This window comes from Mesorhizobium sp. L-2-11, assembly GCF_016756595.1.
Taxonomy (GTDB): domain Bacteria; phylum Pseudomonadota; class Alphaproteobacteria; order Rhizobiales; family Rhizobiaceae; genus Mesorhizobium.
Genome location: NZ_AP023257.1, coordinates 3,190,914 through 3,211,796 on the forward strand (window position 1 = coordinate 3,190,914; position 20,883 = coordinate 3,211,796).

Consider the following 20,883-nt stretch of genomic DNA (forward strand, 5'->3'; position numbering starts at 1 on the left):
TCTTCAGTCTGGCGCGCATCATTTTTGCCTGAGGCGGCCGATCCAAAACGAGTTTCTGCGCATGATCCCAACGAAAATCGAATGCGATTTTTCGGCGTTGTGTGCCGGGGTCGCGCCGCACCTGCAGCGTGTCGCAAACAGGCGGTAGCACGACGGCCGTCGCCTGCATATTGTGCGCCGATCAAGCGGGCGCCTGGCGCCTGCAGCAGCACTTTTGGAGTCGCGGGCAATGGCAGGATTTCCGGAAAAGGCGAAGGTCGTCATCGTCGGGCTGGGCGGTATTGTCGGCGCATCGGTCGCCCATCACCTGATCGAGCGCGGCTGGGACGACATCGTCGGCATCGACAAGTCAGGCATCCCGACCGATATCGGTTCGACGGCGCACGCTTCCGACTTCTGCTACACCACCAGCCATGATTTCCTGTCCTGCTGGACGACGCTCTACTCGATCGATTTTTACGAAAAGATGGGCCATTACGCTCGCATCGGCGGCCTCGAAGTCGCTCGCGTCGGCGACGACGCCCGCATGGCGGAGATCAAGCGCAAGATCGCCTCGGCAAAGGCTTTTGGCACACGCGCGCGCTTGATCGAACCGGCTGAGATCAAGGAAAAATTCCCGCTGATCGAAGAAGAGATGGTGCAGGGCGGCCTGTGGGATCCCGATGCCGGGCTCGTCATTCCACGCTCGCAAACGGTCGCCGGCAAGCTGGTCGACCAGGCGGAAGCCTCCGGCAAGCTCAAGTCGTTCGCGAATACGCCGGCCAGGTCGCTTATCGTCGAGAATGGGCGCATCAAGGGCGTGGTGACCGATCGCGGCACCATCGAGGCCGACTACGTGATCGTTTGCGCGGGTATCTGGGGGCGGTTGATCGCTGAAATGGTCGGCGAGGACTTGCCGGTGATGCCGATCGACCATCCGCTCACCTTCTTCGGGCCCTATACCGAGTTCGCCGGCACCGGCAAAGAGATCGGCTGGCCGCTGCTGCGCGACCAGGGCAATTCGGCTTACATGCGCGACACCGGCGATCCCAAGACCGCCGAAGGCGGGCAGATCGAGTGGGGCTATTACGAAGAGACCAATCCGCGCCTTTGCCATCCGCGCGACCTTCTGGAGAAGGAACAGGCCCGTCTTTCGCCCTCGCAGCGCGACCTCGACATGGAACAGATCCTGGCGCCGCTCGAGCGCGCCATGGAACTGACGCCGATCCTGGGCGAACTGGGCTACAATGAGAGCCATTCCTTCAACGGGCTTCTGCAGGTGACGGCAGACGGCGGCCCTTCCATGGGCGAGAGCCAGAAGGTGCGGGGTCTCTGGTATGCCGTCGCGATCTGGGTCAAGGACGGCCCCGGCATGGGCAAGCTCATCGCCGACTGGATGACGGACGGCCGGACGTCGATCGACCACCACGCCATTGACTATTCGCGCTTCTATCCGCACCAGACGCAAGAGCAGTTCATCTGGGACCGCTGCACCGAAACGGCGATGAAGGTCTACAATCCAGCGGTCCATCCGCGCGAGCCCTTCTCCAAGGCTCGCGACGTGCGCCGCTCGCCCTTCTGGGAGCGCGAGAAGGAACTCGGCGGCTATTTCATGGAACTCGGCGGCTGGGAGCGCGCCCATGGCTATGCCGCCAACGAGCACCTGCTCGAGAAATACGGCAACCGGGTGCCGGTGCGTGAAAACGAGTGGGACAACCGCCATTTCTGGCGCGTCTCCAATGCCGAGCATCTCGCCATGAGCGAGGATTGCGGCATCGTCAACCTGTCGCATTTCGCGATGTACGACGTGGAAGGCCCGGACCATGTCGCGCTGATGGAATGGCTGTGCGCGGCCAGGATCGGCGGCGATACCAACATCGGCAAGGGCATCTACACCCATTTCCTCGACGATGAGGGCATGGTGCGCGCCGACCTGACCGTCATCCGCATGGCCGATCGTTGCCGCGTTATCGACGGCGCCGATGCCGGTCCGCGCGACTTCCACTACATGCGGCGGACGGCAGAAGACAAAGGGTTCGATGTCGCCATCACCGACGTGACAGAAAAGTACGTGACCGTCGGCATCTGGGGCCCAAACGCCCGGGCAACATTGAGCAAGGTCGTGGAAGACCCCAACGGCCTGACACCGGAAAATTTCCCCTTTGCGGCGATCAAGCCTGTCAGGATCGCTGGCAAGGACGTGACCGCTTTCCGCATCTCCTATGTCGGCGAGCAGGGCTGGGAACTGCATATGCGATACGAAGACGGCTTGGCCGTATGGGATGCTTTGCGTTCGACCGGCGTGATGGCCTTTGGCGTCGAGACCTATGCCAACAGCCGCCGCATGGAGAAGAGCCTGCGCCTGCAGAATGCGGATCTTTTGACCGAGTACAATCTGCTGGAGGCCGATCTCGCCCGCCCGAAGGTCAAGGAGGCCGATTTCAGCGGCAAGGCAAAGCATCTGGACTATCGCGCCCGCGCGCATCAGCCGGCCATGCTTTGCACGCTTGTCATGACGGACAATGTCGATTCCAACGGCGTGGCCCGCTATCCCGTCGGCACGATGCCGGTGATCGACCCGCAAACGGGCGAGACGCTGGTCGACGAACTCGGCCGCCGATCCTTCACGACTTCGGTCGCCTACGGCCCGACCATCGGCAGGAACATTGCGCTCGCCTATCTGCCGTGGGCGTATTGCCAGGAGGGGCGCAAGCTGAATGTCGAATATTTCGGCGAGACATACCCGGTCGAAGTGGCCGCCGTCGGCTACAGACCGCTCTATGACCCGGAGAACCTCAATCCACGCAGCTGAGCCTCCGAAAATAGAGGGTGAAGGCGGACTCGCAAAAACGTGAACGCAAGGACTAAAGCGCGTTGCGTCTGAGGGAACGCTTTAGATTCTCGTTTTATGCATGTCGTAACCCAACCCCGCTACGTCTTTTGGGCGACATGCATTAGTCCGGCGCCGGGCTTTTCGCTTTGTGGCGCGACGATTTTCGCTTACCTTGCGGCATGTCTGCTTTTCCCCGCGCAGGACATCTCCTCTCAGGCGCCGCCGCGCTGGCGCTGATGCTCGTTCAGGCGCCGGAATCCCATGCCGCCGAGCCCGTCGACATCGCGCTGGTGCTGGCGGTCGACGTTTCGCTGTCGATGTCGCCGGCCGAACTCGAAATTCAGCGTCGCGGCTATGTCGCGGCGCTGACGCACGAAACCGTGCTGCAGGCCATCGCCGACGGCGCCTATGGCAAGATAGCGGTCACCTATGTCGAATGGGCCGGCACGACCTGGCAGCACGTCATCGTGCCGTGGACGGTGATCGCCAATCGTGCCGACGCCGAGCGGGTGGTCGAACAGCTCTCCGCCCATGCGCCCAACAGCGCCCGGCGCACTTCGATTTCCGGTGCCTTGCAATTCGGCGGCGATCTCTTCGCCGAAAGCGGCTTTCAGGGCGTCAAGCGCGTCATCGACATTTCGGGAGACGGCCCCAACAATCAAGGTGCTCCCGTCAACATCATCCGTGACGAACTGGTCAGGCAAGGCATCACCATCAACGGCCTGCCGCTGATGACCCGGGGCGGCTTCACCAGCGTCTATGACGTCAATTATCTTGACCGCTACTATACAGACTGCGTTATCGGTGGGCCCGGCGCATTCATGATCCCGGTCAATGATTGGACGCAGTTTCCCGAAGCGATCCGCCGCAAGCTGGTGCTCGAGCTTGCCGGGCCTGCCTCACCGCGATGGGCGGCGGAAGAAGCGGCGCAGCCGCCGGTGGTGCTGGCGCAAGACAAGCCGGCCACAGACTGCCAGGTCGGCGAGAAAATGTGGCGCGACCGAAGCTGGATGTTCGACAGCCGCTAGATCTCAAGCGTTCCCGCCAGAGGTACGCGTGCCAGATGTTGCCTTGTTTACGCGGCCAGCAGCTGCTTGCGATCGACGCGCTCCTGCTGCGGCGAGCGCGCATAGAGCTCGCGGTAGCATTTGGAGAAATGCGAGGCGGAGACGAAGCCGCAAGCGACTGCCACTTCGACCACCGGCATCGATGATTGGATGAGCAAGTGCCGGGCCCGGTCGAGGCGGATCTCCAGATAGTAGCGGGCAGGGGATCGTCCCATCTCGGTGCGGAACAGGCGCTCGATCTGTCGGCGTGATAGGTCGACATGGTCGGCAATCTCGATCAACGACAGTGGCTCGGAAAGATTTGCTTCCATCAATTCGATGATGGTCAGCACCTTGGAGTTCTGCACGCCAAGGCGCGCGCGCAGCGGCAGGCGCTGGCGATCGGTCGGGCTGCGCACGCGGTCAGTCAAGACCTGCTCGCAGACCCGGTTAACGAGATTGTCGTCGAAATCGTCGCCGATCAGCTTCAGCATCATATCGAGCGCCGCGGTGCCGCCGGCGCAGGTGTAGATGTTCTGGTCGATCTCGAAGAGGTCGGCAAAGACGTTGGCCTTCGGGAACGCTTCGGAAAAGCCCGGCAGGTTCTCCCAATGAATGGCGCAGCGCTTGTTGGACAACAGGCCGGCGGCGGCCAGTATGTGCGCCCCGGTGCACAGGCCGCCGATAGCGACGCCGCGATTGTATTCCTCGCGCAGCCAGGCGAAAGCCGATCTGTTGTGGTAGCGCTCGACATTGATGCCGCTGCAGACGACCGCCATGTTCGGCCGTTCGGGGCCGGACATCTTCTTGCGTTCGTCCTCCAGCGAGGTGTCGACGGCGCATTCGACGCCGTTCGAGGCGCGCACCGGCTTGCCGTCGATGCTGGCGAGCCGCCAGCGGTAGGCCTCGTAGCCGAGCATCCGATTGGCCGATCGCAACGGATCGAGCGCCGTTGCAAAGGCGATCATGGTGAAATCGGGGACCAGGAAGAATACAAACGATCGCCTGATCGATTGATTTACGACGTTCACAGAGTAGCCCTCACGCTGCAATGGCGCGAACAGGATGTCGCGATCAGCATAGCGACATCAGGAAATACCTTACCTGTCAATCGGCTAGGCGGCAACGGAAAGACTTTATTTGCGACATGGGTCGCAAATGGGCAATCGTATGCGGTGACGGGCCCAAAATGCTGCCGGATTGAGCGTATGCCGCATGGGGTCGAGGCATGACCAAGCACGCCGCCTCGGCTAACCGAAGCGGCGCTGTGATCGACTTCGAAGCAGCAACGAGCGCTGCTTGCGAGCTTGTGATCAGGCGACGAAGCCGAGGCGCGCGGCGGCCACGGCGCCGGTCTGGCCAGGCATGGTTTTGGCAAGGCGCTGGCGCTCGAGCGCGGTTGTCAGGTTCATTTCACGGCGGAAAAAAAGGCGGGCAAAAAGCTTCATCATCATCTCCATTCGGTTGCTCAGACGGGTCGCCTTCGCGTGATGGAGTGGGGCAGCTCGTTGGCTGGCGCTGATATAGGCTTACGCGCGGGGAAACTAAATCGCAAAAGCGAACCACTTGATAGGAAAAGCGACACGGAATGCGACAAATTTGGGCATTCTGCCCAGTATTTATCATAACTTACAAGGCGTTAGTTCGAAATTTGAGCTGCCATGCAGTCTGTTCATATGCGTCATGCAGCGGCGACATGGCTCCAAAAACCGTTTGATCGCAAATAAAAAAGGCCTGCCGGACATGATCTGCGCGGCAGGCCTTCAGCTTTGAATACACACGATCTATTTTGCTCCGCCAGCCCAGGATCCAACGCCGTGGCGAGTGCCGGTCTTGGTGTCGGCGGCATCAGGCCAGCCGATATCCTTCTGCAGTTCGATCGGCAGGGAGCGGATGGCGCGTTCGGTCTGGTAGCGGGCGCGAGCCGCGCTGAATTCGGTCGCGATGCGGCCGATGGATGACAGGATAGACATTTTCTTTCTCCTTTGCGTTGGTCAGGAACTTGCCGATGCTCGGCGTACGAAGCGCTACTTCAGCTCTGTTTCAGCTCCATTTCGTGTCGATTGCAGATCGATGTCGGGGTCGTTTCAAAGCCGTTTTCGACACGTCTGCCTTCGATGGAGTTGACTATCCCACCAAAGTGATGTTCAATCAAACGAAATGGAATGATGGTTTGCATCAGAAAATTTGAAGGTTGATCCCGATGAACGCCCCACTCAATCATCCGTTACCGCTGCTCGATCTAGATGTTTTGCGCACCTTCGTGGCGATCGCCGAAACCGGCAGTTTCACCACCGCGGCCAATGCCGTCTTCCGCACACCGTCGGCTGTTTCCATGCAGATCAAGAAGCTTGAGGACATTCTCGGCCGCTCGGTGTTTGCGCGCGACGCCCGCTCGGTGACGCTGACCACGGATGGCGAGATGCTGCTCGGCTATGCCCGCCGGCTGTTGTCGATCAACCGCGAGGTGGTGTCGAAGTTCATCATCCCCGACATTGTCGGGGTGGTGCGGCTCGGCTCGCCCGACGACTATGGCGAGCGCGTGCTGCCGCATGTACTGAAGCGTTTTGCGCAGTCGCATCCTTCGATCGCCGTCGATGTAACTATCGACCAGAGCATCAATCTGCGTCGGCGCATGGACGACCGGGCGCTCGACATCACGCTTCTCACCAATTCCTACAAGACCAGCGCGCTCGGCGCCGAAGTGCTGCTCACCGAACCGATCGTCTGGGCCGGCGCCAAGGGCGGCTGCGCGCATTTGCGCGAACCGCTGCCGGTGTCATTGTGGGAAGAGGGTTGTGCCTGGCGGGCCGGGGCGCTCGAGGCGCTCGGGCGTGAGGGCCGCAACTACCGCGTAGCCTACATGAGCGCGCACACCGCCGGCCAGCGCGCCGCAATCATGTCCGACCTCGCGGTGGCGCCGCTGCCGAAATCATTCCTCGGCAGCGACATGGTCGAGCTTTGCCCGAAGGACGGCATGCCTGACATCGGCACCTACAGTCTGGCCATGATCGTGGCGCCGGACGCCAGCGCGCCGGTGAAAGCCGTCGCCGACCACATCCGCGCGACCTTCGAAGTGTTTAGAGAAACCGGAAAGTTTTGATTTCAGGATCTCAACGGCGTAGCCAGGTTGTGGGCGGTGACGCCGCGATCCGTCCTTTGCAGCGCCAATTCGCCGGCTTTGGCGTGATAGGTTTCGGTTTCGCTGATTAAAAACGCCACGATGCTGTCTCGCGCGCGCCGTGCTTCTGGCATATCGATCAGCGGCCAGACGTGGAACATGCCTTGCTCGTGCACGACCTCTATCTCGACACCGGCGGCACGGGCTTTTTGCGCGAAGATCAGATTGTCGGGGGTGAGCATGTCGCGCGAACCGGTCAGAAGCAGCGTTTTCGGCAACACCGAGAGGTCACCGTAAAGCGGACTGATGCGCCAGTCGCTGGGATCTATGCCGGCACTGTAGAGCCGGACCGCCTCCAGCCCGCCAGGAATTCCCAGCCACGGATCGTAGCGTTCCGCCTCGAACACTTCGGGGTTGGCGAGCGACACGTCGAGGCCGGGCGAAATCAGCACATGGCGCGACGGCAAGGGCAGGGCGGCTTCCGCGGCCATCATGGTCAGCACCACGGCCATGTTGCCGCCGGCGGAATCGCCCATGAAGACGAGGTCCCGGGCTTCCGTTTCGTCGAGCATCCGGCGGTAGACCTTGCCGACCATGCCGAACATGGCGTGGAAATCGTATTCGGGCGCAATGGGATAGATCGGCACGGTGATGCCGAAGCCCAGCCGGTCGGCCATGTCGGCGATCAATCCCCAGTGATAGGACGTGATTTGAAAGACATAGGCGCCGCCATGCAGGTAGAGGATCCGCTTCCGCTCGCCGGTCTTTGGCGCGATCTCGTAGACGGGAAAGCCGTCGACGCTGCGCGTTGCGATCTCGAAACGCTGATGCAGCGATGCGGGCGGCTGATGGTTCTCCGTCTTGCGCGCATAGGCAATCCAGCGCTGCAGGTTCTCCGGGCTGGAGAACGCTTTCTTGCGGCTATACCTGAGCACGAAGGAAACGACGTGGCTTTTGATACTGGGCATGCGGACACACGGAATTCGACTGAGCCGACTAAGAGAACCCCCGCTATCGAAGATCGTGCCTTCGCCCAGAATGTCAAGATTCGCGCGGTCTCAACACGGCGGTGTGATCCGGCCGGCATCAGGCCGGCATCTGGTCATGGTTCAGCGCCCGGGCAGCAGTACGGCGCGCAGCCGACGGTCGCTTGCCGCCGGAGCCGGATGACGGCTCCGGCGCTTGGCCAGCAGCTTGCATTTTTCGGCGAAGGTCATCAGCGCGCCGACCCCAGAAGCAGGGCCGAGAAGGCGACCTGCGGGTCATTGCGCGGCGACACGGGCCAGCCGATGTCCTTCTGAATTTCGGGCGGCAGACTGTTCAGGTCCCGGACCGACCTGTTCCTCTTGTGCGCATGCTTGATGGCCGCACCAAAGCGGCCGAGGCTTTCGAACATCGACATCGTCATCTCCCTTGGAGTGCGGCGGCTGAAAGTTATTTCCTGCCTGCCGTTCGATGCCGGTTAAATGCGCCGCGCGTGTATCTGGTGGATTTCACGAAAAACAGCGCCTGTTTCAGTTCGGGCTGATCCGGAAACAAGTGCATGCAAACGAGAATGAGGGCGAAGTGCAGCTCTTTGGCAGTAGGGCTACCCGCGGCCGCGCCGGGCGGCGTGGCCTTCGCGCGAACGACGCCGTGGTGCGGCATCGCCGGCAATGCCGTCCTCGCTGACGGTCTTGCGGGGCGGCAGTTTCACCGCCGCCGACAGTTTCGGGAACGGGTCGACCTTGTTCGGCAGCGCCATGGCGTAGACGAAATGCTCCTGGAATCTCGACTCCAGCGCGGTCTCGATCTTCTCGATCCGGCTCACCGTTTCCTCGATCTCACGGCGATAGCCGCGATTGAGCAGCGCCATGCGCGCACCGGCACCGGCGGCGTTGCCGACGGCCGAGACCTTGTCGAGATCGCAGTCGGGGATCAGTCCCAGCACCATGGCGTATTTCGGATCGATAAAGGAGCCGAAGGCGCCGGCGAAGTGGATGCGGTCGACATGTTCGGTGTGCTGCTTTTCCATCAACAGCTTGGTGCCGGCATAGAGTGCGGCCTTGGCGAGCTGGATGGCGCGCACGTCGGTCTGGGTGATGGTGACCCTCGGCTCGCCCTCCTTCAGCACGTAGGAGAAGGTGCGGCCATTGGCGGTGACGCGCGGCGAGCGGGCGGAGAGCCCGCCGTCGACGACGCCGTCCTCGGAGATGATGCCGGCCAGGTACATCTCGGCGACCACCTCGATGATGCCGGAGCCGCAGATCCCGGTGACGCCGGTTGCCTGCACGCTGTCGAGGAAGCCGGGCTCGTCGGACCATAGTTCCGAGCCGATGACGCGGTATTTCGGCTCCAGCGTGTCGGGATCGATGCGGACGCGCTCGATGGCGCCGGGCGCAGCGCGCTGGCCGCCGGAGATTTCCGCGCCCTCGAAGGCCGGACCGGTGGGCGAGGAGGCCGCCACGACCCGCTGGCGATTGCCGAGCACGATCTCGGCATTGGTGCCGACATCGACGATCAGCATCATCTCGTCCTGGCGGTGCGGGCCTTCCGACAGCGTCACCGCCGCCGCGTCGGCGCCAACATGACCGGCAATGCACGGCAGCATGTAAAGCCTGGCGCCCTGGTTGAGCTTCAGGCCGATATCCGACGCCTTGATATGAACCGCGCCCGAGACAGCCAGCGCGAAGGGCGCGCCGCCGAGTTCGGTCGGGTCGATGCCGAGGAACAGGTGATGCATGATCGGATTGCCGACGAAGACGCAATCCAGGATGTCGTTGCGCTGGACGTTGCCCTCTGCGCAGACCTTGTCGACAAGACCCGAGATCGCCTCGCGCACCGCGACCGTCATGCCTTCGCGGCCGTCCGGGTTCATCATCACATAGGAAACGCGGCTCATCAGATCCTCGCCGAAGCGGATCTGCGGGTTCGACGTGCCTGACGAGGCAGCGACGCGGCCCGACAGCAGCGACACCAGATGCATGGCGATGGTGGTCGAACCGATATCGCAGGCAAGCCCGTAGGCCTCGTTCTTGAGGCCGGGCCACAAAGAGATGACCCGCGCGGTCTCGCTTTCGGCATCCTTGTGGATGGCGGCGGTCGCGGTCCAGTTGCCCTTGCGCAAGATGCCTTGCACCTGCGGCAGCAGATGGAAATCGAAATCGAGGCTCTTGAGGCCCCAGTCCTTCATCAGCGCGATCTTCAGGCGATCGAGATCGCCTGAAGGATTGTGCATGTCGGGCTCGTCGATCTCGACATAGCACATGTGGATTGCCGAATCGCGGGCGATGACCCTGGTGTCGGCATCCTTGCGAATGGTCTGTGCGTTGATGACCGTATCCTGCGGCACGTCGACGACGAGGTCGCCGAGGATCTGCGCCGAGCAGGACAGGCGGCGCCGTTCGGGAAGGCCGCGGACGCGTTCGTAGCGCTCCTCCTTGGCGCCCTTGGGCGAGATGTGGTCGTTGGAGGAAACGATCTTGTGCTTGGCGAAATTGCCTTCCTGCACCTCGACCTGGCAGCGCCCGCAAGTGGCGCGTCCGCCGCACACGCTCTCGACATAGACGCCGAGCTGGCGTGCGGCGTCGAGCACCGGCGTGCCGACCGGAAACCGCCCGCGCTTGCCGGACGGCATGAACAGCACGAGCGGATCGGTGATGTTGGCAGGAGAGTTCACGATTGCGCGCTTATCCTCGGGCCATGCGGGCTTCGCGGCCGCCGCGCCGGCGGCCGCCATTGCCATTGCCTTCGCCCGGCGCATTGACTTGCGTGGGCGCCGCGATCGCCTGGCCGCCTTCGGCCGGCTTGTAGTCCTTGTAGGTCCTGATCCAGTTGGTGCAGTTCTCGTCGGTGCCGTTCAGCACGTTGGCGCCGCGCACCGCTTCCATCTCCTGCGGCCGCACCGGGTTCATGATCGCCGAGGTCATGCCGGCGCCGATCACCATCGGGATGAAGGCAGCATTGATGCCGTGACGGTGCGGCAGGCCGAACGAGATGTTCGACAGGCCGCAGGTGGTGTTGACCTTGAGCTCTTCACGCAGCCGGCGCAGCAGGGCAAAGACCTGGCGGCCGGCGTCGCCGAGCGCGCCGATCGGCATGACCAGCGGATCGACAACGACGTCATGCGCCGGAATGCCGAAATCGGCGCAGCGCTCGACGATCTTCTTGGCGACGGCGAAGCGCACGTCCGGATCCATCGAAATGCCTGTCTCGTCGTTGGAGATGGCAACCACCGGGACATTGTATTTCTTGACAAGCGGCAGGATGGCTTCGAGCTTTTCTTCCTCGCCGGTGACGGAGTTGACCAGCGGTCGGCCCTTGGCGACCTTGAGTGCCGCCTCGATCGCCGCGGTCACCGAACTGTCGATCGACAGCGGCAGGTCGACGAGGCCCTGCACGATCTCCAGCGTCTGCACCAGCAACGCCGGCTCGGTGGCGTTGGGATCGACAGCGGTGACGCCGGCATTGACGTCGAGCATGGTCGCGCCGCAGGCGGCCTGTTCCAGCGCGTCTTTTATGACGGTCTCAAAATTACCCGCAATCATCTCGGCGGCGAGCTTCTTGCGCCCGGTTGGATTGATGCGCTCACCGATGACGCAGAAGGGCTGGTCGAAGCCGATGATGATTTCTCGTGTCGCCGAGGCGACGATCGTCCGGGTCATGAAATCTCTCCCTCGTGATATAAAGACTTCTTTATATCGTTTCTGTTTTCGATCAAGCGAATGGTGGCCGTCCGCGCCATCAATGCGCGGTCTTGACCATGTCGACCTGCGTTTCGGTGATCTCGTCGTGCAATAGGTGGTCGAGCCGCTCGGCGACGAGCTGGTCGTCGCGGCGGATTTCGCGTTTCCAGGGCTGGCGCCCCTTCAGCACGCCCGATTCATCGACGATCTCGGCGACATATTCCTCCTGGCGATAGGCCATCACATGGACGCCGGAGACGCCGGGAATTTCTTTCACCTCGTTGATGATGTCGATGCAGAGCTGCTTGCCTTCCTTCTTCTGGTCCTGGGCGCCTTCAAGCCGCTTGACGATCTGATCGGGGATATGAATGCCCGGCACGTTGGAGCGGATCCATTTGGCGGTCTTGGCCGAGGCCAGCGGTCCGACGCCGCACAGGATGAAGCATTTTTCGGTGAACCCGAGATCACGGACCTTTTGCATGTAGGTGCGGAACATCGGCACGTCGAAGCAGTACTGGCTCTGCACGAACTGCGCGCCGGCGGCGATCTTCTTGCCCAGCCGGTAGGGGCGGAAATCGATCGGCGGCGCGAAAGGGTTGATCGCCGCACCGAGGAAAAGCTGCGGCGGCGTCGTCAGCTTGCGGCCGGACAGGAACTTGCCGTTGTCGCGCATGATGCGACAGGTTTCGAGCAGCGACATGCAGTCGAGATCGAATACCGGCTTGGCGCCTGGCTGGTCGCCGGCTTGCACGCCGTCGCCGGTCAGGCACAGCATGTTGGCGACGCCCATCGCCGCCCCGCCCAGCACGTCGCCCTGGATGGCGATGCGGTTCCGGTCGCGGCAGGCGATCTGCATGATCGGGGCATAACCCATGCGGGTCAGCAGCGCACAGATGCCAACCGACGACATGTGGCAATTGGCGCCCGACGCATCGACGGCGTTGATGGCGTCGACCCAGCCGTCGAAGATCTTGGCGCGGTTGTAGACGTCTTCGGGATCGGCGCTGTCGGGCGGGTTGAGCTCGGTGGTCACGGCGAACTCGCCGCGCCGAAGCACGCGCTCCAGCCGGCCGCGCGAGGTGTGGCCGGGCAGAGGGTCGAGCGGCAGATGGATGCCGGCCGGGTTCTCGTCGGGCTGGCGGCCGATCATGCCGGTGCCCCGGGGTTCGGACGGTTGCGCGCGGCCTCGCGCGCGGCGGCGGCCTGTGCGGTCACCCGCAGCCATGCCGAGGTCTCGCGCAGCGACTGGTCGACCGGCTTCTGCACGTCGAGGATCTTGTCACCATGCACCATGTTGCGCGAACCTTCCCACGCCTTGACCCAGACGCACGGCATATCAGGCTCGACCTCGCAATTGCCGTTGGCGCGCACACCGCCGCAAGGGCCGTTGCGCAATTGCTTGGGGCAATTCATCGGGCACGACATGCCGGTAGAAGAAAGGATGCACTGGCCGCACATGCGGCAGTCGAACATAAAACCCTTGACGCGTTTTTCGACGAATTTGATCGGACCTTCGACGCGGCCGTAACCGATGCGCTTCCACAGCGGATGGAGGAGCAAAAACGTGTCGGAGAATCTGGCGTAGAACCATTCGAGCAGTCGCGAGTGGCGGACAGACCACAGCCTGACCGCGAAGGAACGCTGCACGCGCCGCTGCGGCGACACGTCGGCCGGCTTGTAGTCGGATTTCGGCGCCGCCTTCCTGACCAGAGTGGCCTGGGTAATCGCCGGGGTGGTTTCAGACATCTTCTTTCCCGCCCGCCTTGACCAGAGCGACCAGCCGCTCGCGGTCGTATTTCGCGTCGATGTCCTGAAGGGCCTTTTCCGCCTCGGCTTCAAGATCGTCGCTGACCAGCACCGGCTCGGCCTTGCGCCATTCGGCCAGATAATCGTCGGTGCCGCCGGCGCCGGTGCGCATCGCGCACATGTCGATCGCCTCGGTGAAACGCAGCGGCAGTTCGCGCTTGGCGTTCTGCCGGCCTTTCCTGACGATGACCTGGGCGGGGATGTCGCGCCAGTAGACGACGATCAGATCGGCCATGAATTTCTTACTCCTCGCGCGTGACCCCGAAAATCGGAATCGATTTTCGGAAAGGATCATGCGCCCACTATAAGTGCTACAGCGTCCTTTGCGCGTCCAATAGGACGCGCGGCGCTGTAGTGAGTTCGAGCATTGCCGGAAGCGCTGTCGGGCTGCTTGTTATGGGACGACGCGCGCGCATTCAAAAGCGACGCGATTGGCGGCCGCAAAAGGAAACGCGAAATTTTCGAGGTTTGGCATGGTTTTGATCAGCCGGCGTGACGATCGAAGCTGCCGACAAGCTTGCTGTGGAAGCGGACATAGCCTCGCTCGGTCATGCGCAGATGCTCGGCGACAATCTGATGAAAACGCGGCAGGCGGTGAAAGGGAACGGCCGGATAGGAGTGATGCTCGGAATGGTACGGCATGTTCCATGCGACGAAGCGCACCAGCCTTGTGGTAAAGGTGGTGCGGCTGTTTTCGAGCATGTTGGCGACATGCGGGCACAGCGCATGCTCGGCCAGCAGATAGGCCCGCAAGAAAGGCTGGCCGATGAGCGCCGGCACGATCCACACCCATAGCAGCAGCGCCGACTGCGCGGCCAGCGACGCCGCCAGCAGCATCGCATAGGCGATCAGGAACCAACGCGCTTCCAAAATCACCTTGTCTCGGCCCTTGTCCGGCACGAAGCCGTCGCTGTTGCGGCCGGCGGCGTTGACGATGATCACGCGCGCCATGCCGCTCCAATAGGGGATCCCGGAGAGATAGCGCAGGTACTGGGCTATGGTCGCCGGTTTTGGGGCCATCAGTTCGGGGTCGTTGTCCGGATCGTGCGTGTGGCGATGGTGCGCGAAATGGAAATAACGGAACCATGCAGGCGGCAGCAGGATCAGGAAGCCGGTCACGGTGGCGACGGCGCGATTGAGCCACGGCGTCCTGAAGGCCGTTTCGTGGATCGTCTCGTGCAACAGCGTGAAGAAGAAGACGATCAGGATCCCCTGCGGCAGCACGAGAACCGGCCAGAACGGAATGCGGGCGGCGATCAGCGCACCCAGCACGACAACCAGCCCGCCGTGAACAGCCAGCCGGACAATGCCAGGCCTGTCCAGCTTGGCGGTGAGGTCGCGACGATCCTCGACCGACAGGCTGGCGATGATGGTGCGGTGGTCGATTTCGCTCATAAGGGCCAAGCTTATAGCCGGGGCGCTGTCCGGTAAATCGGCGCTCGTTGCCAGACATGGTGCGGCATAGCCAGTTTGCCGGTCAGGTCCTTGTCGGAAAACGCGACCAGCGGCTTGCCAGCAAGACGTCTCGCCTCGCGTTTCCCGGACGGCTGGAACAGCCTGTTTTCTCGTTTGGCCTACAACTTACCCGTTCGCGGCGGCCTGTCATCCGTGCTTAACAGCGGTCAGGTCAAAACTCGTGGTTTCACCGATGCGGATCTTGCTTACGGGGTCGTCAGGCTGGCTGGGCAGCGCGCTCGCGCCGCGCCTGCGGGCTCTTGGCCATGACGTCATCGGGTTGGATCCGGTCCCGTCGGCGCAAACGCAGATGATCGGCTCGGTCGCCGACCGTGATCTGGTGATGCGGACGGTCGGGGAAAACCGCATCGAGGCGATCGTCCACAGCGGCGCGTTGCACAAGCCTGATATCGAACACCACCGCAATGAGGATTTCATCGAGACGAATGTGCGCGGCACGCTCAACCTGCTCGACGCGGCGGTGTTATCAGGGGTTCAGCGCTTCATCTTCACGTCGACGACCTCGCTGATGATCTCGAAAGCCATACGCGACGGCCTCACCGGCGGCGCGCGCAGGGCCGCCTGGCTGACGGAAAACATGTCGCCCGAGCCGCGCAACATCTACGGCGTAACCAAGCTTTCGGCCGAACATCTTTGCCGCCTCTATCACATTCAGTCCGGACTGCCGGTGATCGTGCTGCGCACCGCCCGGTTCTTTCCCGAGGCAGACGACATGGCGCATGCGATCGAGCAGTCGGACGCCAACACCAAGGCCAATGAGCTGTTGTTCCGCAGGCTGACCGTGGAAGATGCCGCCGAGGCCCATGTCGCGGCGCTGGAGAAGGCGCCGCAACTGGGCTTCGATATCTTCATCGTCTCGGCGCCAACGCCGTTCCGGCCTGATGATTGCGAGGCATTGATCGCCGACGCACCGTCCGTCGTCGCAGGCTATTTTCCGGAATTTCCGGCGCTCTATGCGCGAAAGGGCTGGACGATGTTTTCCTCGATCGACCGTGTCTACGACGCCTCGCGGGCACGGGACAGGCTGGGCTTCGTCTGCAAGACGAGCTTTGCCGCTGTGGTTGCCGCGCTTGCGGCGGAAGAAGGGGCGGCCTGATCGAACGGTCAGCCGTGTCCGGCGGCGTTGGCCAGCTCCGTCGTCAGATCGCCGTAGCCGGTCGAGCGGCGCTCATAGGCGAGGCCGAGCATTTTCGCGGCTTTCTCGGCGACCTTGTCGAGTTCCGGATCGTCGGTCTGGGCGATGTAGACCAGCTTCTGGTAATTGCCGAAATAGTCCTTGATGAGCTCCGGATGCCGATCGAGGCCGAGCGGCTTTATGAAGAAGGCGTCGAACTGCCGGCACAGGAAGTCGGTCATGTAGAACGACATCATGTCGTCGTCGGCGACCTTCGCATAGGCATCCAGGCCCTGGTAGAAGGCAAAGCAGTGCGGACCGGCCATGCGCTTGACGCCATGCTTCTCGCAGACGCGGTCGAGCAGGCCGCCGGTGCCGCAGTCGGCGTAGCCGACGAAGATGTTGCTGTAGCCGTCCGCCCTGGCCTTTTCGATCGCCTTGTCCATGGCCGGCGCGATGCGGTCCGGGTAGAAATGGAACTCCGCCGGCAGGCAGGTCAGGTCGAGATGGTCGAGCCGCAACTGTTCCTTGACGGCCAGAATTTCGCGCGCAATCATCCCGCAGGCGATGACGAGCAGTCTGTCACCTTGATCGGGTTGTAGTTTTCGCATGGCGCCCATAGAAGCGGGTTTCGTTGCTATTGGTTTCGAATCTATCGAACGAGGGAGACACCGTCCATGAAACTGTTGCGCCTGACACCCGTCGCCATTCTCGCTTGCGCCCTGGCGCTTTCAGCCTGCGCCAACACCATTCGCGGCGTCGGCAGGGACGTCAAATCGACAGCCAACGCGGTCGAGGATACGGTCGAGAATCCCTGATCCCGTGGATATCAACAACGCGCATCGCTATCGAGGAATTTCAAGCGATGCGCGTTAAGTCCTTGTAATATATGGGAGCAACTAAGCCGCGCCGCAAGGCGCGGTTCGGTCTGTTGTCCATGCGGGTTGGCGGAGGTGGGCCGAAGCGCAGGCTTGGTGTCCACCTATCTGCAATTCCCTATCGTCACGGCAGGCACAAAAAGTTGACTTTTCGAATGCGGGACATGCCGGTAATCTTTCCCGGTACCTCAACAACGAAGATAGGAGCATAGGATGAAGACCGTTCTCCTAGCTGTCGCCGCTCTGGGCCTTTCGGTGTCCGGCGCCGCAGCGGAATGTGTTGGCCACAACAAAACGACGGCTTCCGTAGATCAGCAAACCAAGGCTGCAAGCGTAGATCAGCAAACCAAAGTCGCAAGCGTCGCGAATACATCCGCCGACACGCCGATCCTGAAAAAGGAAGAGCCGAAAGAGTCAGAATAGGCACTTCAAGCCGCTACGCGGATCGCTGTTGCTTGTTGATGTCTTGACAGGCCGCGTTACGCGGCGCCTCGTCTTCCAGAGCATAAGTACGGGCTCCGTACTTATGCTCTTGTGTTCCCCATCAGCTCAGGCCGAAGCGCGGACGTTGTGCTTGCGCTTCATGAAGTCCTTGGCGGTCTCGACTGCCACGGCCGCGTCGCGGCAATAGGCGTCGGCGCCGACGGCCTTGCCGAATTCCTCGTTGAGCGGGGCGCCGCCGACCAGCACGACGTAGTCGTCGCGGATACCCTTTTCCTTCATCGTGTCGATGACGACCTTCATGTAGGGCATGGTCGTCGTCAGCAGCGCCGACATGCCGACGATGTCAGGCTGGTGCTGTTCGATGGCGTCGAGATATTTTTCCACCGCATTGTTGATGCCGAGGTCGATGACGTCGAAGCCGGCGCCCTCCATCATCATGCCGACAAGGTTCTTGCCGATGTCGTGGATGTCGCCCTTGACGGTGCCGATCACCATCTTGCCCTGCTTCGGCGCGCCGGTGGCGACAAGCAGCGGACGCAGGATGAACATGCCCGCCTTCATCGCGTTGGCCGACAACAGCACTTCCGGCACGAACAGGATGCCGTCGCGAAAATCCTCGCCGACGATGCGCATGCCTTCGACCAGTGCCTCGGTCAGCACCTTGTAAGGCGCCCAGCCGCGCTCGAGAAGGATGTTGGTGCCTTCCTCGATCTCTTCCTTCAGCCCGTCATAAAGGTCGTCGTGCATCTGCTGCACGAGTTCGTCGTCGGAAAGCTCGGAAAGGATGATCTCGTCGTCGGCCATTTTAATCCAGCTCCTTGCCGCACAGATGCAATTGCGGGGCCTCAAATATCACGTCAATACCTAACCCGCTACAGGCTTGCCTCCATAGCTGATTTGCGACTTCTCGCAAAAGGAAAGCGACTGCAGATCTCCTGGAATTCTTGTCGATTTTGCGACAGGCGTTGGCGCTGGCGGGCCGTTTCGAATAGGGTGCATGACTACGATCCGGCCAGAAGCCGCGACATACGGCCATAATCATTGTGCCAGAACAAAAGTCAGGGAAGAACGATCATGAGTGACAACGCGCCGGTCGACCAGGAAGCGTCAAACGCGCGGCGCGGACGCGCCGCCAGCGGTGGTGCCGCTGCCCGACGGGCGGCGCGCTCGGGTGGCGGCCCCGGCACCCAGCTCACCTACATCAAGCGCAAGATCAACGTCTTTGAGGTGCTGGACGAGGAAGGGCTGGCGCTGATCGAGAAGAACACCGACACGGTGCTCGAAGAAATCGGCGTCATCTTTCGCGACGACGCCGAGGCGCTGCAGCTGTGGAAAGAGGCCGGCGCCGACGTCAAGGGCGAGCGCGTGCATTTCCCGAAGGGGCTCTGCCGCTCCCTTTTGAAGACCGCGCCCTCCGTCTATACCCAGCATGCCCGCAATGCCGAACGTTCGGTGCAGATCGGCGGCAACGCCACGGTCTTCGCACCGGTCTACGGCCCGCCCTTCGTGCGCGACCTCGAGGGCGTCAGGCGCTATGCGACGATCGAGGATTTTCGGAATTTCGTGAAGCTCGCCTATATGGCGCCGTCGATCCACCATTCGGGCGGCACGGTGTGCGAGCCGGTCGACGTACCGGTCAACAAGCGCCATCTCGACATGATCTACAGCCACATCAAATATTCGGACAAGCCGTTTATGGGCTCGGTCACCGCGCCGGAGCGCGCCGAAGACACGGTGGCGATGGCCAAGATCGTGTTCGGCGACGATTTCGTCGAGAACAACACGGTGCTGACCAGCCTGATCAACGCCAACTCACCGATGGTGTTCGACGAGACCATGCTGGGCGCGCTGAAAGTCTATTCGCGTCACAACCAGGCCTGCATCGTCACGCCGTTCATCCTCGCCGGCGCGATGAGCCCGGTGACGGTCGCTGGCACGCTGACCCAGGTTCTGGCCGAAGTGCTGGCTGGCGCGTCGTTCACGCAGCTGATCCGGCCGGGCGCACCGGTGCTGTTCGGCACCTTCGCCTCGTCGATCTCGATGCAGTCGGGCGCGCCGACCTTCGGCACGCCGGAGCCGTCGTTGGTTTCGTATGGTGCGGCGCAACTCGCGCGCCGGCTTGGTCTGCCGTTCCGCACCGGCGGCTCGCTCTGTGCTTCGAAGATACCGGACGCGCAGGCGGCCTATGAGAGCGCCAACACGCTGAACTCGACGATCCTCGCCGGCACCAATTTCGTGCTGCATTCGGCCGGCTGGCTCGAGGGCGGGCTCGCCTCCTGCTACGAAAAATTCATGATGGACATCGACCAGCTCGGCATGACGCAGAAGTTTTCCGAAGGCGTTGACCTGTCGGAGAATGGCCAGGCGATGGATGCCATCCGCCAGGTCGGCCCCGGCAGCCACTATCTCGGCTGTGACCACACCCAGGCCAATTTCCAGACCGCCTTCTACCGTTCCAGCATCGCCGACAACAATTCCTACGAGCAGTGGCTGGCCGAAGGCGAAAAATCGGCACCGCAGCGCGCCAACGAACTCGCTCGCCGCTGGCTGGAAAGCTACGAGGCGCCGCATCTCGATCAGGGCATCGACGATGGGCTGAAGGACTTCATCGCCAGCAAGAAGGCGTCGATGGCCGACGCCTTCACCTGAAAGGAGCCCGAGTCAGGCGGGGCTAAAGTCGCCAACATCATCCACAAGGAAGTCTGGCGGAGCGCCTTCTCAGAGCCGGACAGGAAGGGATGACCCTTGAGCGTAGCACCGAAGATATAGCGGCGGCGCTTGCCGCCCTCGGTCTCATGCTTCGCGGCGGCTTCAATTTTGCAGGCGGTGAGGAAACACCCTCCGGTCTCTCCGGCGCCGCCGCCAGATCCGTGCTGCTGGTCGGGCAGGCGGGCGCCGCGCCGTGGCCGCATTTCTTGCGCTGGCGGCAACGCCAATCGCAAACTATTGCCGATCCGCTGGACACATGGTCGCGAGAAATGATCGGCGCAGTGGCGAAGAAATTCGGCGCGCGCGCCGTGTCGCCGTCCGACACGCCGTATCTGCCGTTCCAGCAATGGGCGATGCAGGCGGAGGGTCTGAAACCGTCGCCGCTCGGCATCCTCATGCATCCGCAATACGGGCTCTGGCACGCCTATCGCGGCGCGCTGCTGTTCGAGGACGAGATTGGTCTTCCAGAACCCGGCGACGTGATTCACCTTTGTGATGCATGTCTGGAAAAACCCTGCCTGAAATCCTGTCCGGTCGACGCCTATTCTGCGGATGGGTTCGCGCACAAAACCTGTCTGGCGCATGTGCGTGGGGACAACGGCGCGCCTTGCCGAACCGGCGGTTGTCTCGACCGCAACGCCTGTCCCTACGGCGCGGCCTATCGCTATCCGCCGCAGGCTCAAGCCTTCCACATGGCCGCGTTGGCGGGTGTGTAGCACCGCCGAAATGCCGCATGAAATTGCATGAGGTTGCCTCATTGCGACTTTGCCCTGTTGGCCTGCGTGGATATCGCGCGACCGTGGTCGTCGCCTG

Annotated in this window: 21 protein-coding genes; 8 read left to right on the top strand and 13 right to left on the bottom strand. The window is 62.3% G+C overall.

Annotated elements, in window-relative coordinates; genetic code table 11:
* Positions 1-229 precede the first annotated feature (229 nt).
* Together JG739_RS15275 and JG739_RS15280 are read left to right on the top strand one after the other, a co-directional pair.
* On the top strand, positions 230-2,791 hold the full coding sequence (locus JG739_RS15275) for a GcvT family protein (protein WP_202367169.1): 2,562 nt from the start codon (positions 230-232) through the stop codon (positions 2,789-2,791).
* Between the two features lie 200 nt (positions 2,792-2,991).
* A complete protein-coding gene (locus JG739_RS15280; protein WP_202367170.1) occupies positions 2,992-3,840 on the top strand; it encodes a DUF1194 domain-containing protein in 849 nt (282 codons plus the stop codon).
* Positions 3,841-3,887: 47 nt separating this feature from the next.
* Here JG739_RS15280 and JG739_RS15285 read toward each other — a convergent pair whose 3' ends face one another.
* The 3 genes from JG739_RS15285 to JG739_RS15295 form a co-directional block, all read right to left on the bottom strand.
* Positions 3,888-4,826, bottom strand: coding sequence for a GlxA family transcriptional regulator (locus JG739_RS15285; protein ID WP_244749901.1), 939 nt, complete (start codon positions 4,824-4,826; stop codon positions 3,888-3,890).
* A 345-nt stretch (positions 4,827-5,171) separates the two neighbouring features.
* Positions 5,172-5,318 carry a hypothetical protein gene (locus JG739_RS15290; protein WP_202367736.1) on the bottom strand — a complete coding sequence of 49 codons (147 nt, stop codon included), beginning with the start codon at positions 5,316-5,318 and terminating at the stop codon, positions 5,172-5,174.
* A gap of 324 nt (positions 5,319-5,642) precedes the next feature.
* Positions 5,643-5,831, bottom strand: a complete 189-nt coding sequence (locus JG739_RS15295) for a hypothetical protein (RefSeq protein WP_202367172.1) — start codon at positions 5,829-5,831, stop codon at positions 5,643-5,645.
* A 230-nt stretch (positions 5,832-6,061) separates the two neighbouring features.
* Between JG739_RS15295 and JG739_RS15300 the strand changes: the two genes are divergently transcribed.
* Positions 6,062-6,961, top strand: coding sequence for a LysR substrate-binding domain-containing protein (locus JG739_RS15300; protein WP_202367173.1), 900 nt, complete (start codon positions 6,062-6,064; stop codon positions 6,959-6,961).
* A gap of 2 nt (positions 6,962-6,963) precedes the next feature.
* Here JG739_RS15300 and JG739_RS15305 read toward each other — a convergent pair whose 3' ends face one another.
* The 8 genes from JG739_RS15305 to JG739_RS15340 all read right to left on the bottom strand — a co-directional run bounded on the left by JG739_RS15305 (position 6,964) and on the right by JG739_RS15340 (position 14,844).
* On the bottom strand, positions 6,964-7,947 hold the full coding sequence (locus JG739_RS15305; protein WP_202367174.1) for an alpha/beta hydrolase: 984 nt from the start codon (positions 7,945-7,947) through the stop codon (positions 6,964-6,966).
* Between the two features lie 248 nt (positions 7,948-8,195).
* The gene (locus JG739_RS15310; protein WP_202367175.1) at positions 8,196-8,381 is read right to left on the bottom strand and encodes a hypothetical protein; all 186 of its coding nucleotides are present in this window, start codon (positions 8,379-8,381) and stop codon (positions 8,196-8,198) included.
* A gap of 186 nt (positions 8,382-8,567) precedes the next feature.
* A complete protein-coding gene (locus JG739_RS15315) occupies positions 8,568-10,697 on the bottom strand; it encodes an ASKHA domain-containing protein (protein ID WP_202367481.1) in 2,130 nt (709 codons plus the stop codon).
* Positions 10,648-11,622, bottom strand: coding sequence for a methyltetrahydrofolate cobalamin methyltransferase (locus tag JG739_RS15320; RefSeq protein ID WP_202367176.1), 975 nt, complete (start codon positions 11,620-11,622; stop codon positions 10,648-10,650). The genes JG739_RS15315 and JG739_RS15320 overlap by 50 nt, the downstream gene beginning before the upstream one ends.
* Before the next feature lie 79 nt (positions 11,623-11,701).
* Positions 11,702-12,793 carry a methylenetetrahydrofolate reductase gene (locus JG739_RS15325; RefSeq protein WP_202367177.1) on the bottom strand — a complete coding sequence of 364 codons (1,092 nt, stop codon included), beginning with the start codon at positions 12,791-12,793 and terminating at the stop codon, positions 11,702-11,704.
* Positions 12,790-13,389, bottom strand: coding sequence for a methylenetetrahydrofolate reductase C-terminal domain-containing protein (locus JG739_RS15330; protein WP_202367178.1), 600 nt, complete (start codon positions 13,387-13,389; stop codon positions 12,790-12,792). The genes JG739_RS15325 and JG739_RS15330 overlap by 4 nt, the downstream gene beginning before the upstream one ends.
* Positions 13,382-13,684: a virulence factor gene (locus JG739_RS15335; protein ID WP_202367179.1), complete on the bottom strand. Its 303-nt coding sequence runs from the start codon at positions 13,682-13,684 to the stop codon at positions 13,382-13,384. The genes JG739_RS15330 and JG739_RS15335 overlap by 8 nt, the downstream gene beginning before the upstream one ends.
* A gap of 248 nt (positions 13,685-13,932) precedes the next feature.
* The gene (locus tag JG739_RS15340) at positions 13,933-14,844 is read right to left on the bottom strand and encodes a fatty acid desaturase (RefSeq protein WP_244749902.1); all 912 of its coding nucleotides are present in this window, start codon (positions 14,842-14,844) and stop codon (positions 13,933-13,935) included.
* A gap of 253 nt (positions 14,845-15,097) precedes the next feature.
* On the opposite strand from JG739_RS15340, the gene JG739_RS15345 reads away from it, so the two are divergent.
* The gene (locus JG739_RS15345) at positions 15,098-16,021 is read left to right on the top strand and encodes an NAD-dependent epimerase/dehydratase family protein (protein ID WP_202367180.1); all 924 of its coding nucleotides are present in this window, start codon (positions 15,098-15,100) and stop codon (positions 16,019-16,021) included.
* Positions 16,022-16,029: 8 nt separating this feature from the next.
* On the opposite strand, the gene JG739_RS15350 is transcribed toward JG739_RS15345, so the two are convergent.
* Positions 16,030-16,659, bottom strand: a complete 630-nt coding sequence (locus JG739_RS15350; protein WP_202367181.1) for a DUF1638 domain-containing protein — start codon at positions 16,657-16,659, stop codon at positions 16,030-16,032.
* Positions 16,660-16,716: 57 nt separating this feature from the next.
* Between JG739_RS15350 and JG739_RS15355 the strand changes: the two genes are divergently transcribed.
* Both JG739_RS15355 and JG739_RS15360 read left to right on the top strand, forming a co-directional pair.
* Positions 16,717-16,857 carry an entericidin A/B family lipoprotein gene (locus tag JG739_RS15355; protein WP_077383703.1) on the top strand — a complete coding sequence of 47 codons (141 nt, stop codon included), beginning with the start codon at positions 16,717-16,719 and terminating at the stop codon, positions 16,855-16,857.
* Between the two features lie 273 nt (positions 16,858-17,130).
* Positions 17,131-17,340, top strand: coding sequence for a hypothetical protein (locus tag JG739_RS15360; RefSeq protein ID WP_202367182.1), 210 nt, complete (start codon positions 17,131-17,133; stop codon positions 17,338-17,340).
* A 126-nt stretch (positions 17,341-17,466) separates the two neighbouring features.
* On the opposite strand, the gene JG739_RS15365 is transcribed toward JG739_RS15360, so the two are convergent.
* Positions 17,467-18,165 (bottom strand): corrinoid protein, encoded by a 699-nt coding sequence (locus tag JG739_RS15365; RefSeq protein WP_202367183.1) that lies wholly within the window; start codon positions 18,163-18,165, stop codon positions 17,467-17,469.
* Between the two features lie 270 nt (positions 18,166-18,435).
* Here JG739_RS15365 and JG739_RS15370 point away from each other — a divergent pair, with 270 nt between their 5' ends.
* A complete protein-coding gene (locus JG739_RS15370) occupies positions 18,436-20,010 on the top strand; it encodes a trimethylamine methyltransferase family protein (RefSeq protein ID WP_202367184.1) in 1,575 nt (524 codons plus the stop codon).
* 146 nt (positions 20,011-20,156) lie between these two features.
* Positions 20,157-20,786: a 4Fe-4S dicluster domain-containing protein gene (locus JG739_RS15375; protein ID WP_244749903.1), complete on the top strand. Its 630-nt coding sequence runs from the start codon at positions 20,157-20,159 to the stop codon at positions 20,784-20,786.
* The last annotated feature ends 97 nt before the right edge of the window (positions 20,787-20,883 follow it).

Bases quoted from the DNA above. Each gene is read 5' to 3' on its own strand.
- JG739_RS15355 (WP_077383703.1), top strand. From the start codon at position 16,717: ATGAAACTGTTGCGCCTGACACCCGTCGCCATTCTCGCTTGCGCCCTG.
- JG739_RS15290 (WP_202367736.1), bottom strand. From the start codon at position 5,318: ATGGAGATGATGATGAAGCTTTTTGCCCGCCTTTTTTTCCGCCGTGAA.
- JG739_RS15310 (WP_202367175.1), bottom strand. From the start codon at position 8,381: ATGTCGATGTTCGAAAGCCTCGGCCGCTTTGGTGCGGCCATCAAGCAT.
- JG739_RS15275 (WP_202367169.1), top strand. From the start codon at position 230: ATGGCAGGATTTCCGGAAAAGGCGAAGGTCGTCATCGTCGGGCTGGGC.
- JG739_RS15345 (WP_202367180.1), top strand. From the start codon at position 15,098: ATGCGGATCTTGCTTACGGGGTCGTCAGGCTGGCTGGGCAGCGCGCTC.
- JG739_RS15350 (WP_202367181.1), bottom strand. From the start codon at position 16,659: ATGGGCGCCATGCGAAAACTACAACCCGATCAAGGTGACAGACTGCTC.
- JG739_RS15320 (WP_202367176.1), bottom strand. From the start codon at position 11,622: ATGACCCGGACGATCGTCGCCTCGGCGACACGAGAAATCATCATCGGC.
- JG739_RS15330 (WP_202367178.1), bottom strand. From the start codon at position 13,389: ATGTCTGAAACCACCCCGGCGATTACCCAGGCCACTCTGGTCAGGAAG.
- JG739_RS15285 (WP_244749901.1), bottom strand. From the start codon at position 4,826: ATGATCGCCTTTGCAACGGCGCTCGATCCGTTGCGATCGGCCAATCGG.
- JG739_RS15315 (WP_202367481.1), bottom strand. From the start codon at position 10,697: ATGGCGGCCGCCGGCGCGGCGGCCGCGAAGCCCGCATGGCCCGAGGAT.
- JG739_RS15300 (WP_202367173.1), top strand. From the start codon at position 6,062: ATGAACGCCCCACTCAATCATCCGTTACCGCTGCTCGATCTAGATGTT.
- JG739_RS15365 (WP_202367183.1), bottom strand. From the start codon at position 18,165: ATGGCCGACGACGAGATCATCCTTTCCGAGCTTTCCGACGACGAACTC.
- JG739_RS15370 (WP_202367184.1), top strand. From the start codon at position 18,436: ATGAGTGACAACGCGCCGGTCGACCAGGAAGCGTCAAACGCGCGGCGC.
- JG739_RS15295 (WP_202367172.1), bottom strand. From the start codon at position 5,831: ATGTCTATCCTGTCATCCATCGGCCGCATCGCGACCGAATTCAGCGCG.
- JG739_RS15335 (WP_202367179.1), bottom strand. From the start codon at position 13,684: ATGGCCGATCTGATCGTCGTCTACTGGCGCGACATCCCCGCCCAGGTC.
- JG739_RS15280 (WP_202367170.1), top strand. From the start codon at position 2,992: ATGTCTGCTTTTCCCCGCGCAGGACATCTCCTCTCAGGCGCCGCCGCG.
- JG739_RS15375 (WP_244749903.1), top strand. From the start codon at position 20,157: ATGCTTCGCGGCGGCTTCAATTTTGCAGGCGGTGAGGAAACACCCTCC.
- JG739_RS15305 (WP_202367174.1), bottom strand. From the start codon at position 7,947: ATGCCCAGTATCAAAAGCCACGTCGTTTCCTTCGTGCTCAGGTATAGC.
- JG739_RS15340 (WP_244749902.1), bottom strand. From the start codon at position 14,844: ATGAGCGAAATCGACCACCGCACCATCATCGCCAGCCTGTCGGTCGAG.
- JG739_RS15360 (WP_202367182.1), top strand. From the start codon at position 17,131: ATGAAGACCGTTCTCCTAGCTGTCGCCGCTCTGGGCCTTTCGGTGTCC.
- JG739_RS15325 (WP_202367177.1), bottom strand. From the start codon at position 12,793: ATGATCGGCCGCCAGCCCGACGAGAACCCGGCCGGCATCCATCTGCCG.